Annotated in this window: 15 protein-coding genes; 8 read left to right on the forward strand and 7 right to left on the reverse strand. The window is 68.2% G+C overall.

What is annotated here, in order from left to right:
- The first annotated feature begins 115 nt into the window (after positions 1-115).
- The 3 genes from tnpA (at position 116) to tnpC (ending at position 2467) form a co-directional block, all read left to right on the forward strand.
- Positions 116-511 (forward strand): IS66-like element accessory protein TnpA, encoded by a 396-nt coding sequence (gene tnpA, locus HNR28_RS03090; protein WP_006217728.1) that lies wholly within the window; start codon positions 116-118, stop codon positions 509-511.
- Positions 508-840, forward strand: coding sequence for an IS66 family insertion sequence element accessory protein TnpB (gene tnpB / locus HNR28_RS03095; RefSeq protein ID WP_003121550.1), 333 nt, complete (start codon positions 508-510; stop codon positions 838-840). The genes tnpA and tnpB overlap by 4 nt, the downstream gene beginning before the upstream one ends.
- Positions 841-916: 76 nt before the next feature.
- Positions 917-2467 carry an IS66 family transposase gene (gene tnpC, locus HNR28_RS03100; protein ID WP_151023681.1) on the forward strand — a complete coding sequence of 517 codons (1551 nt, stop codon included), beginning with the start codon at positions 917-919 and terminating at the stop codon, positions 2465-2467.
- A 22-nt stretch (positions 2468-2489) separates the two neighbouring features.
- On the opposite strand, the gene cadR is transcribed toward tnpC, so the two are convergent.
- The gene (cadR, locus tag HNR28_RS03105) at positions 2490-2909 is read right to left on the reverse strand and encodes a Cd(II)/Pb(II)-responsive transcriptional regulator (protein ID WP_151023680.1); all 420 of its coding nucleotides are present in this window, start codon (positions 2907-2909) and stop codon (positions 2490-2492) included.
- Between the two features lie 55 nt (positions 2910-2964).
- Between cadR and HNR28_RS03110 the strand changes: the two genes are divergently transcribed.
- The gene (locus HNR28_RS03110; protein WP_077446928.1) at positions 2965-4065 is read left to right on the forward strand and encodes a cation transporter; all 1101 of its coding nucleotides are present in this window, start codon (positions 2965-2967) and stop codon (positions 4063-4065) included.
- A 162-nt stretch (positions 4066-4227) separates the two neighbouring features.
- A complete protein-coding gene (locus HNR28_RS03115) occupies positions 4228-5136 on the forward strand; it encodes a LysR family transcriptional regulator (protein WP_003141085.1) in 909 nt (302 codons plus the stop codon).
- A gap of 140 nt (positions 5137-5276) precedes the next feature.
- Here the strand turns inward: HNR28_RS03115 and HNR28_RS03120 are convergent, their stop codons facing one another.
- Positions 5277-5666, reverse strand: a complete 390-nt coding sequence (locus HNR28_RS03120; protein ID WP_184142484.1) for a hypothetical protein — start codon at positions 5664-5666, stop codon at positions 5277-5279.
- A 163-nt stretch (positions 5667-5829) separates the two neighbouring features.
- On the opposite strand from HNR28_RS03120, the gene HNR28_RS03125 reads away from it, so the two are divergent.
- Positions 5830-6930, forward strand: coding sequence for a DUF72 domain-containing protein (locus tag HNR28_RS03125; RefSeq protein ID WP_043687690.1), 1101 nt, complete (start codon positions 5830-5832; stop codon positions 6928-6930).
- Between the two features lie 48 nt (positions 6931-6978).
- Here the strand turns inward: HNR28_RS03125 and HNR28_RS03130 are convergent, their stop codons facing one another.
- Positions 6979-7596, reverse strand: a complete 618-nt coding sequence (locus HNR28_RS03130; RefSeq protein ID WP_242404212.1) for a DUF2165 family protein — start codon at positions 7594-7596, stop codon at positions 6979-6981.
- Between the two features lie 186 nt (positions 7597-7782).
- Here HNR28_RS03130 and HNR28_RS03135 point away from each other — a divergent pair, with 186 nt between their 5' ends.
- The gene (locus tag HNR28_RS03135; protein WP_052355947.1) at positions 7783-9642 is read left to right on the forward strand and encodes an FUSC family protein; all 1860 of its coding nucleotides are present in this window, start codon (positions 7783-7785) and stop codon (positions 9640-9642) included.
- A 24-nt stretch (positions 9643-9666) separates the two neighbouring features.
- Here HNR28_RS03135 and HNR28_RS03140 read toward each other — a convergent pair whose 3' ends face one another.
- From HNR28_RS03140 to HNR28_RS03155, 4 genes are all read right to left on the reverse strand, one after another.
- On the reverse strand, positions 9667-10923 hold the full coding sequence (locus tag HNR28_RS03140) for a YncE family protein (protein ID WP_244978168.1): 1257 nt from the start codon (positions 10921-10923) through the stop codon (positions 9667-9669).
- A 46-nt stretch (positions 10924-10969) separates the two neighbouring features.
- Entirely contained in the window at positions 10970-13048 is a 2079-nt protein-coding gene (locus tag HNR28_RS03145; protein WP_151025488.1) for a TonB-dependent receptor, read from the reverse strand.
- Positions 13049-13162: 114 nt separating this feature from the next.
- Positions 13163-14170 carry a helix-turn-helix transcriptional regulator gene (locus HNR28_RS03150; RefSeq protein WP_052355946.1) on the reverse strand — a complete coding sequence of 336 codons (1008 nt, stop codon included), beginning with the start codon at positions 14168-14170 and terminating at the stop codon, positions 13163-13165.
- Between the two features lie 491 nt (positions 14171-14661).
- Positions 14662-15732 (reverse strand): permease, encoded by a 1071-nt coding sequence (locus tag HNR28_RS03155; RefSeq protein ID WP_052355945.1) that lies wholly within the window; start codon positions 15730-15732, stop codon positions 14662-14664.
- 381 nt (positions 15733-16113) lie between these two features.
- On the opposite strand from HNR28_RS03155, the gene HNR28_RS03160 reads away from it, so the two are divergent.
- Positions 16114-16539: a VOC family protein gene (locus HNR28_RS03160; protein ID WP_151025525.1), complete on the forward strand. Its 426-nt coding sequence runs from the start codon at positions 16114-16116 to the stop codon at positions 16537-16539.
- The last annotated feature ends 34 nt before the right edge of the window (positions 16540-16573 follow it).

Below are 16573 nucleotides of genomic sequence, written 5' to 3' on the forward strand. Positions count from 1 at the left end.
CGCCTCAACCTCCGTAATTTTCGGATGCGATCTGCCTATCCGAATAGGCAAGCATGCGTAAGCGTCCGGCAATCCCATCTTGAGATAGACCCAGTGTCGAGGCATCGTGTGCACGATGAACATCACGCACACTATGGCGAACGACACGATCGCCCAGCGCCCCAAGCGGCACTACTACTCCCCGGAACTTAAAGGCCAGATCGTGGCCGAATGCCAGGTCTCCGGCGCGTCAGTGGCCGGCGTAGCGCTTGCACACGGAATCAACGCCAACATCGTTCATCGCTGGATGCGCGAGCAAGCAGACTCCCTGTTGCCAGCGCCCCGGAATGAGTTCGTTGCGCTGAATCTGCCTCCACCAGTTGAACAGCTCCCAGCAACCGAGACCAGCTCGCCGCCCGTGTCGCGTGCGATTCGCGTTGATGTTCGGCGCAGCGCCAGCGTAGTCACCGTGAACTGGCCCCTGGAAGATGCAGCGTCATGTGCAGCGTGGCTGCGCGACTGGCTCCGATGATCCGCATTGATGCGCTGTGGCTCTCCACCGAGCCGCTGGACATGCGAGCAGGCACCGAGACGGCGCTCGCCCGGGTAGTGGCTGTCTTTGGCGCAGCGCGCCCACACCACGCCTATCTGTTCGCCAATCGACGAGCCAACCGCATGAAGGTGCTGGTGCACGACGGCATCGGTGTCTGGCTGGCGGCCCGGCGCCTGAATAGCGGCAAGTTCGTCTGGCCGCGCGATGCCGCCACCACCGCCACACTCAGCCGAACGCAGTTCGATGCGCTCGTGCTGGGCCTGCCCTGGAAGAACGTCGGCGAGGCTGGAGTCATCACTGTACTTTGAGTGCTCCGGTCGTTGGCCAGGCAATCAGCGCTTGCACCGATGCGCGAATGTGATGTTAGCCGCATCATCTTCTCCCGTGATCACCGCAGACCACCTTGACACCCTGGAGCCGCAGCAGATGCGAGCGGCCCTGCTGTCGTTGATGGGTGAGCTGGCCGAGCGAGACGGCGTGATCGCACGCCAGGGCCAAGAGGCGGTCTTCAAGCAGGCGCAGATCGACAAGCTCACGCACGAGAACGCACTGCTCAAGCGCATGAAGTTCGCCGCACAGTCGGAGCGCTTCAGCGCCGAGCAGAAGAGCCTGCTCGATGAATCGCTGGATGAGGACCTGCAGGCGGTGGCCGATGAGATCGAGCAGGCCACGCCGCCAGTGGCAGGCCGCCAAGACAAGCAAGTCCCCAAACGCGCACCCCTGCCGGCCAACCTGTCGCGGCGCGAGATCCGCCACGAGCCCGAGTCCACCACCTGCGCCTGCGGTTGCCAGATGAAGCGCATCGGCGAGGACGTGGCCGAGAAGCTGGACTACGCGCCCGGCGTGTTCACGGTGGAGCGCCACATCCGGGGCAAGTGGGCCTGTGCCCAGTGCGAGACGATTCACCAGGTGCCTGTCGATCCTCACATCATCGACAAAGGCATCCCTACCACTGGGCTACTGGCGCAAGTGCTGGTGGCCAAGTACGCCGACCACCTGCCGCTGTACCGCCAGACAGCGATCTTCGGCCGCGCCGGCCTAGCCATCCCCCGCTCCACGCTGGCGCAATGGGTGGGCTCGTGTGGCGTGCAGTTGCAGCCACTGGTTGACGCCATGAGGACAGAGCTGCTGCAGCGCCGCGTGCTGCATGCCGACGAGACGCCGGTGTCCATGCTCAAGCCGGGCAACGGCAAGGCGCACCGGGCGTACCTATGGGCCTATGCCACGGGCGCCTTCGAGAACATCAAGGCGGTCGTCTACGACTTCTGCGAATCGCGCTCGGGCGAACACGCCCGGCGCTTCCTGGGCGACTGGAGAGGCAGCCTCACCTGTGACGACTTCAGCGGCTACAAGGCCTTGATCGCAAGTGGTGTGACCGAGGTCGGCTGCCTGGCGCACGCGCGGCGCAAGTTCTTCGATTTGCACGCGGCGAACCAAAGCCAGATCGCCGAGGTCGCGCTGCAGCAGTTCGCGCGGGTCTACGAGATCGAGCGTGAGGTCAAGGAGATTGCGACCGATCAGCGCCAAACCATCCGGCAACAACAAACGAAGCCGCTGCTTGATGCCTTGCACCAGTGGATGGTGCTGCAACGCCAGAAGGTGCCGGAAGGCTCGGCAAGCGCCAAAGCGCTGGACTACAGCTTGCGGCGCTGGGAGGCTTTGACCCGGTTCGTCGATGACGGACAGCTGCCCGTGGACAACAACTGGATCGAGAACCAGATTCGGCCGATTGCCATTGGCCGCAACAACTGGCTCTTTGCGGGCAGCCTACGAGCTGGTCAGAGGGCAGCAGCCGTCATGACGCTCATCCAGTCAGCACGACTCAATGGGCATGATCCCTATGCGTATCTCAAGGACGTTTTGGCTCGCTTGCCGACGCAACGGGTTAGCCTGGTTCACGAGTTGCTACCGCATCGTTGGTTCGCACCGAGCTGAATGTCGTTATTTGAGGCTCCGCTCAGCGAACGGTTGGCCAGCTTGCCCCAGTGGCGCTGCGCAGCGATTCAAGTGCACCGCAATCGCCAACGCATACCCCTCCCGCACAGGTACTGCGGATGGCACGCAGTTGCTTGCGCAGCGCCTGCAACTCGGCGATTCGCTGCTCTACCAAGCGCATTTGATCGTCTACCAAGGCATTGACCTCGTCGCAGGACATGGCGGGGTCGTCCTGCAACTGCAGCAGAGCCCGGATATCGTCGTGCGACATGTCCAGCGAGCGGCACCGAACGATGAAGGCCAACCTGTCGACATGCTGTTGGCCATATTGCCGATAGTTGTTGGCGGCCCGCAGGGGCGCCTGCAGAAGGCCCTCTGCTTCATAAAAGCGCACCGCGGGAACGGAGCACCCTGCCAATGACGATAGTTCACCGATTTTCATATTTGCCTACCTACCGCTTGACTCTACAGCTACTTGAGGGTTTCTAATACGGGACATGAGTACATGTCAAAGCAGTAGCTGCTCGAGCAGTTGCAATTCGCAGACGGTCGACGAGGCCCCAAGCGCCATTGCTTCCGTGGAGAGCACATTTTCAGTTCCGGGAATGGACTGCCCCTCCGAGGAGAACCTCATTCGCATGGCGCTGGGTGGTCTGACCGGGGTTGGGCCGATGACCTTCGATCTGGCCCATCGGCAGCTCCGGGTGGTGCACTCGGGCGAGCCCGCCAGGATCGCCCAGAAGCTGACGCCCCTGAACTTGGGTGCGGTTCTGCTGACAAGCGAGAGGCGCACCGAAGGCGGGCAGTGGAAGACGCGTTTCTCCGTGCCGAAGATGGATTGCCCGTCGGAGGAGAATCTCATTCGGATGGCGCTGGCCGATGCGTCGGCTGTTGCGGCACTGGACTTCGATCTGAAGGACCGTGTACTCACCGTGCAGCATGGGGGAAGTACGCAAGAGCTGCTGGGCCGTCTCATCCCTCTCAACCTCGGCGCGCAAGTGTTGGACAGCGTGCAAAGCGACGAGTCTACGGCCCCAGACGCAGAGGGGAATGCCTCTGAGGCTCGGACCTTAAAGCTGCTGCTCGCTATCAACGGTGCGATGTTTGTCTTTGAGTTGATCGTTGGCCTGATCGCCCAGTCCACAGGTCTCATAGCGGACTCGCTTGACATGTTCGCCGATGCGGCGGTCTACGGACTGGCGCTCTATGCGGTGGGCCGCGCCGCCGCCTTGAAGATGAAGGCAGCGCACATCGCTGGTTGGTTGCAAGTCGTGCTTGCGCTTGGCGCGCTTTTGGAGGTCGTTCGGCGGGCAGTTGTGGGAAGTGAGCCGGCGTCCATGCTCATGATGAGTATCGGGCTGGTCGCATTGATCGCCAACGTCACCTGCCTGGTGCTGATCGCCAAGAAGCGGGATCGGGGCGCCCACATGACGGCAAGCTACATTTTTTCTGCGAATGATGTGATCGCAAACGCGGGGGTGATAGTCGCTGGTGTTTTGGTCGCTTGGACGGGCTCCTCGTACCCTGACCTCGTGATTGGCGCAGTCATTGCGCTGATAGTGCTCAGCGGTGCCCGGCGCATCCTGAACCTCCGATAGCCAATCTAGCGGCATCCCACACCGATGCCTAGCCAAGGTGGGATGGCCGGCCGCTTACAAGCATGCAACGCCGGAACCTCTTGCCAATCATCGAAGGAGAAAGCGAGGCGCAATCCGCATGAGGTGGACGCAGGCCAGGAACGAGGCAAACAGGAGGCCGCATTGGAACTCAGACTACTGCGCTATTTCGTTGCGGTCGCGGAAGAACTGCATTTCGCGCGAGCGGCCGAGCGCCTTGGCGTAGAACAATCGCCTGTGTCGCGCGCAATGCGAAATCTCGAAGCCACGCTCGGCGTGCAGTTGTTCGACCGCAGCGCGCACCAGACGCGACTGACCTGGGCCGGTCAAGTGTTCCTCGGTGAGTGCCGGCGCGTGCTGGCCACCGTGGAGCAGGCGGTGAGTGCCGCAAAGGCGGCGGCGCAGGGCTATCAGGGTTATCTGCGCATCGCCATCTGCGACAGCTTGGCGCAGCCCCACATTGCCACCTTGCTGGCGCGCAGCCGCGAGGAAGAGCCCGAACTGGAGATTCGCGTCTTCGAGCTGCCTTTCGCGCAGCAGCTCAAGGGCCTGCACAACGATCTGCTGGACATCGGTTTTGCGCTGTCGGACGCGGTGAGCGAAGGCCTTGTCGCCGAGCCCGTGTGGACCGATCCTCTGTCGGTGATCGTGCCCGTGCGCCACCCCTTGTTGGCGCACGCGGAAGTGCCATTGGATGAAGCCTTGAAGTTTCCGTTGGTACTGTGCCATCCGGACGCGGGATCGGGCTGCCACCACCAGATCCAGGCGGTGCTTCAAGGTGCGTCCAAGCCGCTCAAGCTGGTAGATCAGGTGACGAGCCTAGGCGTGATGCTGACTCTGGTCGGTGCCGGTTATGGCCTAGGTTTCGCCATTGCCTCGCAGGTGCAGACCCTGAACCGCCCCGACATAACCGTTCGCCCCTTGGCCGGCACGCCGCCCATGCTGTCCACCTACCTGCTGCGCCGCAGCGCCGAACCCTCTGAGCCCATGAAGCGGTTTCTGCAGCGCGCCCGCGAGGAGTTCCTGCCAAAGGGAGATGAACCGGCCTCGTGACGTTGAGCGCTCGGGTACATTGGCTACTGCTGGCTGTCCATGGCTCGCACTGGACTTGCTCGGAGCGCGCGTTGACCAAGCGTGGTTTTTCAGTCCATAATTATGTCCATCTCGGTTCGCCGAGTGCGGAAAACTCGTTATCAATCAACGAGTTGGGAACACGATGATGTTCCCATCGCCCGCTCCAGTCCTGCTTCCTGGCGGACGGGCATATGCCGGTCCCGCCATCCCGACGTGGAGATCTCGAGGTGCATCTGGGGGCCGGCGGCCAAGTCATCGGGCGGCTGCTTCTGGGCAGCGGCAAGCGCAGCGCGTTCAGCTACGACGAGCGGTGACTGGAGGATCCGCGCTTCTTCACCTTGTCGCCCGATCTGCTGCCGGTCCTGGGTGTCCAGCATCCTCAGCAGGTGCTTGTTCGTGCGCTGGAGGATACCGCCCCGGATGCGTGGGGTGAACGCGTGATCGGGCGTGCCCATGCGAAGTCGCGGCAGGAGGATCGCGGCACGCCCGCCCTTGGTGGAACTGGACAAGGTCCTGCAGGCGGCTCGTGCGCTGGAGACCGGCACGGAGAGCGCGCAGGATCTTCACTACCTGCTCGGCCAAGCATGGCGCGCACCGGCTGAACGTTCGCCGCGTCCTGATTCTTGCGGCATTGGAGTACCCTTTCGCCTGTCACAATGCGGTATGACGAGCATGCAGGGCGATCTTTTCGGGGACGCTGTTTCCCCGCTTCCAGTCAAGCCGGCCGAACTGCCGGCCGATGCGGCGTCTCCCGCGGACGCCCCGCCCGCCGTCCGCCGCGGCACGGGCAGGGTGCGTCCGGCGCCCGCCGGGGAGGACTGGCGCGGGCTGGCGCAGCGGCTGCCGAGGCAGTTGCGTTTCGGGGTCTCCACCTGGTCCTATCCGGGCTGGGAGGGCCTGGTCTGGGACGGGGAGTACGATCCCGGCACCTTGTCCAAGCATGGCCTGGAGGCCTACCATCGGCATCCGCTGCTGCGCACGGTGTGCGTGGACCGCACCTTCTGGCGCCCGCTGACGGCCGGCCAGTATGCCGCTTACGCGGCTCAGGCCGACGAGGATTTCCGTTTCGTCGTCAAATGTCCGGCCAGCGTCACCGATGCCCAGGTGCGCGGCGACGAGGGCAAGGCGCTCAAGTCCAATCCGGACTTTCTCGATCCGCGTCTGGTCGTCGAGCATTTCGTGCAGCCGACGCTCGCGGGCCTGGGCGCCAAACTCGGCGTGCTCGTCTTCCAGCTGAGCCCTCTGCCCTGGGGCTGGCTCGGGCGCTCGGGAGCGCTGCTGGGCGGGCTGGGCCGGATGCTGGCCGCCGTCCGGGAGGCCCTGCCGGCGGACGCCCCCGTGATCGTCGCCGTGGAAGTCCGGGATCCGGAGCTCCTGGGGCGGACGCTGGTGGACACGCTGAAGGCGCATGGCGCCACTTTCTGCCTGGGCCTGCATGGCAAGATGCCGCCGATCGAGGCGCAGCTGCCCATGTTGCGCGCGCTATGGCCGGGTCCGCTGGTCTGCCGGTGGAACCTGAATCGCATCTTCGGCCCGTATGGCTATGCCGACGCGCAGAAGAAGCACGGTCCGTTCAATGCCATTGTCAGCGAAGACCCCCACACGCGTGCCGTGCTTGCGCGCACCATCCACGGCGTCACGGGCGCGGGCCAGCCGGCCTACGTGACGGTCAGCAACGATGCCGAGGGCTGCGCGCCGCTGTCCATCCAGAAGCTCGCGCTTGCGGTCGAGGCCGAGCAGGAGGCCAGCCGCCGCGCGAAGGCGTCGCCGTAGCAGTCCGTTTCAGCCGCCTGTTTCCGTCGCCCGTTTCCGCCGCCCGTTTCAGCCGCCGCTCGGCCGCGAAGGTCCCCGCTGCTCGTCCACCAGCAGCACGATCAGCACCAGCATGGCGCAGGTGAGGAACATCACCGCCTTGGCCTGCCCGTTCCAGATGGGGGACTGCCACATGCAGAACCATTCGCCGCCGATGAGGACGAAGCCCACGAAGTAGGTCAGGAAGACCAGGGTCAGCCCGCAGGCCGCGATCGCCTTGGCGCGGATGAAGCGGTCGCGGGAGCGCCAGGCACGGAACAGGCGGATCGCGCCCAGCAGGCACAGCGCGCCCATGGTCCATTCCGCGGCGATGATCAGCCAGTAGACCGCCGTCTGCAGCCTTTCGTCGGTGATGGCGCGGTGCTTGAGCGCGTTGTCGGGGAACACCGTGTCCATGGATAGGACGTGCCGCACGAACTGCCAGTTGGCGTCGTAGTCGACGACGTTGTTGAAGGCGACGAGCAGGGCCCACAGGCCGATGGCAAGCACCATGCCGGCCTTGAGCACGCGGATCGTCGCCTGTGCGTCCAGCGGCTCGCGGTCGGGGAGCATGTGGTCGGAAGGGAGGCGATCGGGAGGCCTGCGATCGGGAGGCGTACGGCCGTGGGGATGCGTGTCGTGCGTCATGCGGGAATCCGTCCGGAATTGGGTTCGCGCCCGCGGGCCGCCGTGCGGGGCGCGTCATGGATAGCGATTCTACAGATTTCAAGGGCGGAGCCGACGCGCGCGCAGCGAGTTTGCACTGTGGCCGGCCCGTTGCCGGTTTATAGTGGCTGCGCCTTCTTCGTGATCCAACTAGGGAATGCGGTCCTCATGCCCCCGACTCCATCCGCTCCGCCGTCGCCCACCGTCCAGCTGGCCGCGCTCTTCAAATTGCGGCCGGCCGGCCGCCGCTGGCCCTTCGCCGCGCGCGCGGCCCTGTGCATGGGCGTGCCGGTGCTGGCGGGGTGGCTGGGCGGCGACGTGGCCGCGGGGCTGATGGCCACCATCGGGGCCTTCACCGCGCTCTATGGCGGCGACCGTCCCTACCTGAACCGCGCGGTCCATCTCGGCGTGGTCGCGGTCTCCTTCGCCCTGGCGGTGATGCTCGGAGTGTGGGCCGCCGAATGGCCGGCGATGATGGTGCCCGCCATCGTCCTGATCGCCGTGGCCGCCACCTTCCTGTGCAATGCGCTGCGGGTCGGGCCGCCGGGCGCCTACATGTTCGCGCTGGCCTGCGCCGCGGGCACGGGCATGCCCGTCAACCACCTGTCCGTCGTCCAGGTCGGCCTGCTGGTCTTCGCCGGCGGGGCGTTCGCCTGGGCGGCGCACATGGCGGGCGCGCTGGTCCGGCCGCGGGGGCCGGAACGGGCGGCGGTCGTCGCTGCGGCGCAGGCGGTCGCGCGGTTCGCGGAGACGGTGGGCACGCCGGCCGAGGACGGCGCCCGCCACGCGGCCGCGCTGGCGATGCACCACGCCTGGACGGTGCTGACGGCCTACCAGCCCGCGCGCCCGCGCCCGGATGGCGCGCTCAGCCGCCTGCGCGCGCTCAATCGGGAACTGCACCTGCTGTTCGCCGGCATCATGAACGCTTCCGCCGGCCTGGCGCCGGAACGCGCCGCCGGTCAGGCGCGCTCGATCGCGGCCCGCGCGCGGGAAGGCGGCGCCGGGGAGGACCGCGCGGATCCCGGCCATGTGCCGCTGGGCCATCGCGGCGTGCTGGACTCGCTGCGGGAAAACCTGCGGCCCGGGTCGCCGGCCCTGCTGGCGGCCGCCCGCATCGGCGCCGCGACGGCCATCGCCGGCCTGATCGGCGGCGCGCTGGGGATGGAGCGCGCCTACTGGACCATGGCGGCGGCCGTCCTGATCCTGCACCAGGGGCTGGGCTGGACGCGCAGCCTGCAGCGCGGCATCGAAAGAATGAGCGGCACCCTCGTCGGGCTGGTCCTGGCGGGCGGCATCCTGGCCATCCATCCCGAGGGGCCATGGCTCGTCGTGACGCTCATGCTGCTGCAGTTCGTCATCGAGGTGATGGTGATCCGCAACTATGCGCTGGCGGTGGTGTTCATCACGGCCGCGGCCCTGACGATCGCCACGGGCGGGCATCCGGTGCCGGACATCGCGCACATGCTGTGGGTACGCGGCGAGGACACCTTCATCGGCTGCGCAGCCGGGCTGGCGATCCTGGCCGCGATGACGCCTCGCTCCGTGCGGCTGCGCATCCCGCGGGAACTCGTCAACACGCTGGTGGCGCTGAAGCGCGTCCTCGCGCATGCCGCCCGGGGCGAGGTCACCACCGGCGCCGCCCGGCGGGCGCGCCGCGACCTCCAGCACCGCGCGATCGTCCTGCTGCAGGCCTACGAGTCCGGCGTCGACGCCACGCCGCGGCATCGCGCCGCCGCGGAGCGGTCCTGGCCCATGGTCATGGCCGCGCAGCGCCTCGTCTACCGCGCGCTGTCCGTGTGCTGGTCGCTGGAGAACGCCGGTGCGGACGCGCCCGGGCTGGCGCGCACGCTGTTCGGCGCGGACGGCGCGCGCGAGATCGGCCGCGCGCTGCTCATGCTGGCCACCGCGATTCGCGCGGGCACGCCGCCCGCGCCGATCGGCCCCCTGCCGGCTTGCCTGGACGGGGAAGTGCGGAACCTGCGCGATTCGCTGGTGTATGCCGGGACGGGCGCCGCGGCCCGGATCTGAGCCCGCGGCGCCGGGAGCGCCCCGCTATGGAACGGCGATGCGCACCACGCTTTCCGGCTCGCCGGCCTTCTTGCGTTCGCCGTCGTTCTTGATCGTCGCGTACAGCGTGCCGCGCGCCTCGTCCAGGGCCAGGCCGTTGGGATGGGGCGGCATGGGCAGGGTCTGCAGCAGCCGGTAGCCGTCCGTATCATAGACCGTGATCGAGCCCGCGCCCTTGTCCGGCCGGACGCCGCCGCGGTTGGTGACATAGAGGCGGTGGCGGCGGGCGTCGTGGCGCAGCGCGATGGGGACCTCGCCGGCCGGCATGTCGGCCAGGGTGCGGCCGGTGTCGGCGTCCAGCGCGAACACGCGGTGCCCGGGGCTGCGGCGGCGGTATTCGCGCTCCAGGTGGTTGTTGCGCCATTCGTCGCGGTCGATGCCCTGGTCCACGCCGAACAGGCGGTTGGTCCGCGCATCGTAGGCCAGATTGAGCAACTGGTCGGCCTGGACTTCCAGCGTCCGCGTGATCTCCAGCGTCCGCGCGTCGACGGTCATCACCTGCCCGCGCATGTTGGAGACGAAGACGCGGCCGCCGGCCTCGTCCAGCGCGATGCCCACGGCGTTGTAGCCGAAGCCGGGGACGATCTTCTCCAGTTCCAGCGTGCGCGTGTCGATGACGAACAGCACGCTGTCGAAACCCAGCCCCAGGCCGGGCGCGAACAGGCGGTCGGTGCGGCTGTCGAGCACCATTTCGCGCAGCTTGTAGGGGTAGTCCCTGGAGACGCCGAATTTCTTGAGTTGCTCCAGCAGGAAGGCCGTGCGCGGGGCCGACAGCCCGTGGGCCGCGTAGGCCTGCCTGAAATCGACCTTCTCCATGACCGGGATGCGCTTGAGGACGCGGTTGCGCCCGGTGTCCACGACGGTGATGGCGCCATTGAAGCCCTGGGTGAGGTACAGCCGGCCGCCGGCGTCGTCCAGCGCCACGCCGAAGCCCTTGCCGTCGAGCGGGATGCGCGCCTGGACGTCCAGCGTATTCGGGTCCAGCCGCAGCACCGCCGAGCGGCTCTCGTCCTTCCAGTCCGGCGCGGATACGAAGACCGCGCGCTGCCGGGGGCTGTGGGCCAGTTCGACCATGTCGGCCGCGAGGGGCCGGCGCAGGATGTCCCGCGCTTCGATGAGGGCATGCGCCGCCGGGCCGGTGCGGGCGTCGGCCAGGGTCGAGGGGGCGCCGGGCGTGCCGCAGGCGGCCAGGCCGGCCAGGGCCAGCAGGCCGAGCGTCAGCCGCAGGGAGCGAGGGGGCATGGTGGGGCGTGTTCCGTGTGCGTTCAGGGAGCGGCGGGCGGGCCCGTCAGAAGGTGATCCGGACGCCGGCGCCGAATTCGCGTGGCGGCGGCATGGAGCCCGCGATGCCGCGGACCGTGCGATCGTCGAAGAACCAGGTGGGCGAGCGGTCGTCGAAGAGGTTGTCGACGTAGGCGAAGACTTCCGTGTGCTTGTTCACCGCGTAGCTCAGGCGCGCGCCGGCCACGGTGCGGGGATCGACCTCGTAGGCGGCGATGTTCTCGTCCGTGGAGTGGTAGCCGGCGGTGTGCCGGACGTCGACGTCCAGGGTCAGGCGGGCGGTGGCCCGCCACTGCGCGCCCAGGCTCAGCGTGTAGCTCGGCGCGCGTCCGAAGCGCTTGCCTTCCAGCACGCCGCTGCCGTCGGAGAAGCGGTCGATGCGGGTGTGCAGCAGGCCCACGCCGCTCTTGAGCCGCAGCGTGTCCAGCACCTGGTAGTCCATGGCGAGTTCCAGCCCGTAGGAGCGGGCCTTTTCGGCATTGACGACGATGGCGCCGTACAGCACGCCGTTCAGGTAGTCGGGCAGCAGGCGCTGCGAATCGCGGAAATCGCTGTAGAACAGGTTGCCGGTGAGGTTCATGCGGCCGTCCAGCAGGCTGGCGCGGCCGAACAACTCGTAGTTCCACACGGTTTCCTCGTCGAAGGGCACGATGCGCGCCTGCGCGAAGCTCAGGCCGACCCCGCCGGGGTTGTAACCCTTGCTGATCAGGGCGCCCACGGTGACCTGGGGCGTCAGGTCGTAGGCCAGCGACACCTTGGGCAGCACGGCGCTGAAGGTCTGGTCGTAGGCCATCGGCGTGCGCGCGTAGGGCGTGGTGCCGTGGCGCCGGACGTGGTCGCGCTGGTAGCGCAGGCCGGTCGTCAGCCGCCAGCGCTCGGCCAGGCGGCGGTTGATCTCCGCGTAAAGACCGAGGTTGCGCTTCCCGTCGTCGAACTGCGACACGCCGCGGATGGTCAGGCGGTCGTCCGAGTCCGTCCGGTTGTAGAACAGCCCGGCCACCCCGCTCCAGTCGGAGGCCTCCGTGCCCCAGTTGAGGCGGGTCTCGTTGGAGACGTTGCGCTGCTCGATGTCGGCGCCGCCGTTGCTCGGCGGCTCGGTGATGCGCCGGACCGACAGGTCGGTGAATTCGCTGCGGTTGAACAGCCGCACGCCGCCGCCCAGCTCGTAGCTCACGTCGCCGATGATGGTGTTCGCCCGCTGGCGGAAGCTGGGCATGGAGGCGGTGCGGCTCTCGTAGTCGCCGTAGGGCGTGGAGGCGGCCTCGGACGTGGGGCGGTTGTGCTGGGTGTGCGCGAACGTCAGCTTCGCCTCCAGGCCGGGCAGGGCGTCGGGCAGCCAGAGCAGCTTCATGCGGGTGCTGAGCGAACGGAAGTTCTGGTCGCTGTCGCCCTGGGCGAAGCCGGGGTTCACGTAGTCGATGAAGGTGTCGCGCCCGGAGTAGTCGACCGTCAGCCGGGCGGCGAGCTGGTCCTCGATCAGGGGGCCCGACACCATGGCGGAGCCGCGCCGCAGGTTGCCGCTGCCGATCAGGGCCTGCGCCGCGCCCTCGGGGTGGAAGGTGGGGTCCTTCGTCTTCACGATGACGGCGCCGGCGATGCTGTTGGCGCCCTGGGTCGAGGTCTGCGGCCCGCGGAACACTTCGATGCCGTTCACGTCCCAGATCGAGGCGGCCCCGAACACCAGTTCGTAGTAGCTCAGATAGCGGCCGTCCACGTTGACGGTCGCGCGCGGGATGGTGCCGCCCAGGAACGCGCTGGCGCCGAAATTCGGGCCCTGCGTGTCCTGCCCGCGGATGACCGGTGCGCCGACGGTGTCCGGGAAGATGAGGTTGGGCGTGCCCTTGATCACGTCGGCGACGGAGGCGGCGTCGATCCTGCGCTCGATCGCCTCGGCGTCCAGCGAGGTCACCGAGGCGGCGGTGCGCTGCAGGCTGCGGTCGATGCGCTCGCCGCTGACCACGATGCTGTCGAGCGCCGGGACGCGGCCTGGGGAGGCGTCCTGGGCCCAGGCGCAGGCCATCGAGACGGACAGGAGCAGGGGCGCGCCCGCCGCGCGCCGCGCCATCGGGCGGAAGGAAAGGGACATGGTGCGGATTATGGTGAGAATGAGACTCGTTCGTCGGTGCCGCAGTATCGTCCCTTCCGGCGGGCCGGCCGGCTCCGGGCGGGAAATGTTCCGCTCCGGGACGGAAAAAATGTTTCAACGCACGCTGGAGGGCGGGCAGCCGAATTCGCGCCGGAACGCCTGGGAGAACTTGCCCGCGTGCAGGTAGCCGCAGAGCTGGGCGGTTTCCTGCACGGTGTACCGGCGCGATTCCAGCAGGTCGCGCGCGTGGCGCATGCGCAGGCTGCGCAGGTAGGCGGCGATGGTCTGGCCGGTGTGCTGGCGAAAGCGCATCTTCAGGTAGCACTCGTTGGTGCCCGCGCGCCGGGCCAGTGCCGCGATGGTCAGCGGCTGGTCCCACTCGGCGTGCAGGATGTCCAGCGCCGCGTCCAGGGTGTCCCGGTCCCGCCGGGAGGCCGGCGCCAGCCCCCGGGCGGGGCTCGACGGGTGGGCCGACAGCAGGCGCAGCAGCATGTCCAGGCTCAGGGATTCCAGCGCCAGCGCCGCCAGCAGGGAGCCGCCGGGCCGCAGCCCGAGCAGGCGCCGGCCCAGCCGGCACAGCTCGGCGCCCGTGCGCGGATCGGGCCGGAAGACGAAAAGCGCGCCTTCCCGGCCGAGCCACGGCGGCGCGAGGCCCTGCGCCTGCAGGGTGTCGAGCATGGCGCGCGGCATGTCCAGGGCGACGCCCGCCTGCGCCTGCCCGCCGGGGATGCGGTTGCGGACCGGTCCGGGGTCGGCGAGGCGGGCCACGACGCTGCCCGCCCCGACGGATGATTCGCCGCCGGCATGGGCCAGGGCGCCCGTGCCTTCGAGCAGCAGGCCCAGCCGCACGTTATCGGGAAACCGGGTCTGTTCTTCCTCGAACGCCTGCCGGAACCGGCAGCGCAGGCGCGTGATCAGCAGGCCGTTGCCGAATTCATGCATGTCCGTCCAGCCGCTGCCGGCCGGCGGCGGAATGCGGTAGCCGTGCGCCCGCGGCCCGCCGCGGGCCGGGTCGGCCGGCGGGAGGGGCGCGGGCGCGAAGCGGGACGGGCGCGCGTCGAGGTCGCGGCCGTAGGTGTCCAGCACGGAGCCCGGATCGTGGACGGGGGCGGGGCTATCCATAGGGGGATTATATGATGATATGAAATGATTCTCATTACGCATCAATCGGGCGGAATCGGGCGGGATGGGCGGATGGAACGGATGGAACGGATGGAACGGATGGAGCGGATGAGGTGGAGGAGGCGGATGAGGCGGATGAGGCGGATGAGGCGGATGAGGCGGAGGAGGCGGATGAGGCGGATGAGGCGGGCTCTGGCAGGGTCGGCCCACCGGACATCGGCTTGCCGACGTGGGCGGGACATGAGCGAACCCATCACGGACCCGTCCGATTTCCGCCGCCAGCGCGCCCGAGGCATCGTCGCCATCGCGGCCGCCTCGCCGATCGCCGCCGGGCTCTGGCTCGGCATCGGTCGCCGCATTCCTGCTGGCCGAGGCGGCCCTGTTCCGGGGCACGCAGCTGCAAGAGACTTCCGGCGGCTGACGGCGGGAAGCGCTGCCGTTGCGCCTGCGGGCATGCGCCCCGGCCCTGCGGGCATGCGGCCCGGCAGGCCCTATCCGCCGAACCCCAGCGCGATCGCCAGTCCGCCGCCGATCACGCCCAGCGCGACCACGCCCAGGACCAGGACGGCCAGTTCCGAGCGCCGGAACGAGCGGCTGACCATGGCCAGGGACGGCAGACTGACCGGCGGCAGGGTCACCAGCAGCGCGGCCGCCGGCCCCACCCCCACGCCCAGCGCCAGCAGGGCCTGGACGATGGGCACTTCGCCGGCGGTCGGGATGACGAACAGGGTGCCGACGAGCGCGGCGCCCACGATCCACAGCAGGCCGTTGTCGATGCTGAAATCCAGCACGGGAAACAGCCAGGCGCGCGCGGCGCCCAGCAGCAGCACCAGGACCAGGTATTCGGGCAGCAGCCGCAGCGCCATGCCGGCAAAGGCCCGGGCCCAGCGCCGCAGGACCTGGCCCGGCTGGAAATACGCCGGGTCGGTTTCAAAAGCCGGCGGCGCGGAATCGCCGGCCGGCGCGCAGTCCGCCCGGCTCATGCGGTTCAGCGCCCAGCCCAGGCCCAGCACCATCGCCAGCCCCAGCGCGAGGCGCAGGCCGGCCCAGTGCCATCCCAGGACGAAGCCCATGAAGACCAGGGTGGCGGGGTTGAGCATGGTGTTGCCCAGCCAGTAGGCGGCCGTGCTGCCCGGGGCGGCGCGGCAGTGGCGCAGCCCGGTGATGACGGGAGCGGCGCAGCAGGTGCACATCATGCTGGGGATGGACAGCAGGCCGCCCGTCACCACGCCGCCGGCGTCCGGCCGGCCCAGCCAGCGCTCGATCCAGCGCGGCGGCAGCAGGGTCTGGATGGCGGAGCCCAGCAGCAGCCCCAGCAGCAGGGCCTTCCAGATGGCCAGGCCGTAGGCCTTGGCGTAGTCGAGCGCGGCGTGCAGCGAGGGCGCGGGCGGGGCGTCCTGGCCGCCCGTCAGGATGGAGGTGCCGATGGAATGCGTCTGGGCGGCCGTGAAGGCGCGGTCGTAGTACGGCGCCCACTTGACGTAGAACAGGCCGGCCAGGGCGATCAGCGCCACCAGGGCGATGCTCCAGGCAGGGTGGCGGACAGGGCGGGACGGGCTCACCGCGGCCTCCGCGAAGCAGGACGGCGGACGGGCGATGCGGAAAGGCGGATCATGGGGAGGATCGGGGTGACGCGAAGCTGGAATCATAAACCATCGTTCGCCGCCGGCCCTCGTGGGTGCGCCATGGCGTCCGGCCTGGATGATGCCTGGGGGGTGCCCGGCTTGCATCTGGATCGCGTCTGGATTGCATCTGCGGTGCATCCGAGGCGCATCTGCGGTGCGTCTGAGGCGCATCTGCGGTGCATCTGAGGCGCATCTGGATCGCACCGGGATTGCGTCCGGATGGTGCATTCCCGGATCCGCTTCTACAATCGTTGAAACCGCGATCATTCGGAATCGAATCCTTTCGGACCCGAACCCCCTCGTTCCCTGGAGCCTTCCATGAGCCTGTCTCCCTTCCATCTGGCCATCCCCGTGTACGACCTGCCCGCCGCCCGCCGTTTCTACGGCGAGGTCTTCGGCCTGGAAGAAGGCCGGTCCAGCGCGCAGTGGGTGGACTTCAATTTCTACGGCCACCAGCTGGTGATCCACGAGCATCCCCGCACGGCGTCGCAGGAACACGCCCACACCAATCCGGTGGACGGGCACGACGTGCCCGTGCCGCACTTCGGCGTCGTCCTGGAATGGGACCAGTGGGAAGCCCTGGCGGAGCGCCTGAAGTCCTTCGGCACGAAGTTCGTGATCGAGCCCTACGTCCGCTTCAAGGGCCAGGTGGGCGAGCAGGCCACCATGTTCCTGCTCGATCCCTGTGGCAACGCGCTGGAATTCAAGGCGTTCAAGGATCTCGGCCAGCTGTTCGCCAAGTAGGCGCCAGGCCCCGCACGCCCGGGACGATCCCGCT

This window comes from Castellaniella defragrans (assembly GCF_014203015.1).
GTDB lineage: Bacteria > Pseudomonadota > Gammaproteobacteria > Burkholderiales > Burkholderiaceae_B > Castellaniella > Castellaniella defragrans.

Coding starts and splice junctions, on each gene's coding strand:
- HNR28_RS03130 (WP_242404212.1), bottom strand. CDS start 7,596: ATGACGCACGACACGCATCCCCACGGCCGTACGCCTCCCGATCGCAGG.
- tnpB (WP_003121550.1), top strand. CDS start 508: ATGATCCGCATTGATGCGCTGTGGCTCTCCACCGAGCCGCTGGACATG.
- cadR (WP_151023680.1), bottom strand. CDS start 2,909: ATGAAAATCGGTGAACTATCGTCATTGGCAGGGTGCTCCGTTCCCGCG.
- HNR28_RS03150 (WP_052355946.1), bottom strand. CDS start 14,170: ATGGATAGCCCCGCCCCCGTCCACGATCCGGGCTCCGTGCTGGACACC.
- HNR28_RS03160 (WP_151025525.1), top strand. CDS start 16,114: ATGAGCCTGTCTCCCTTCCATCTGGCCATCCCCGTGTACGACCTGCCC.
- HNR28_RS03140 (WP_244978168.1), bottom strand. CDS start 10,923: ATGCCCCCTCGCTCCCTGCGGCTGACGCTCGGCCTGCTGGCCCTGGCC.
- HNR28_RS03145 (WP_151025488.1), bottom strand. CDS start 13,048: ATGTCCCTTTCCTTCCGCCCGATGGCGCGGCGCGCGGCGGGCGCGCCC.
- tnpA (WP_006217728.1), top strand. CDS start 116: ATGAACATCACGCACACTATGGCGAACGACACGATCGCCCAGCGCCCC.
- HNR28_RS03110 (WP_077446928.1), top strand. CDS start 2,965: ATGAGTACATGTCAAAGCAGTAGCTGCTCGAGCAGTTGCAATTCGCAG.
- HNR28_RS03125 (WP_043687690.1), top strand. CDS start 5,830: ATGCAGGGCGATCTTTTCGGGGACGCTGTTTCCCCGCTTCCAGTCAAG.
- HNR28_RS03135 (WP_052355947.1), top strand. CDS start 7,783: ATGCCCCCGACTCCATCCGCTCCGCCGTCGCCCACCGTCCAGCTGGCC.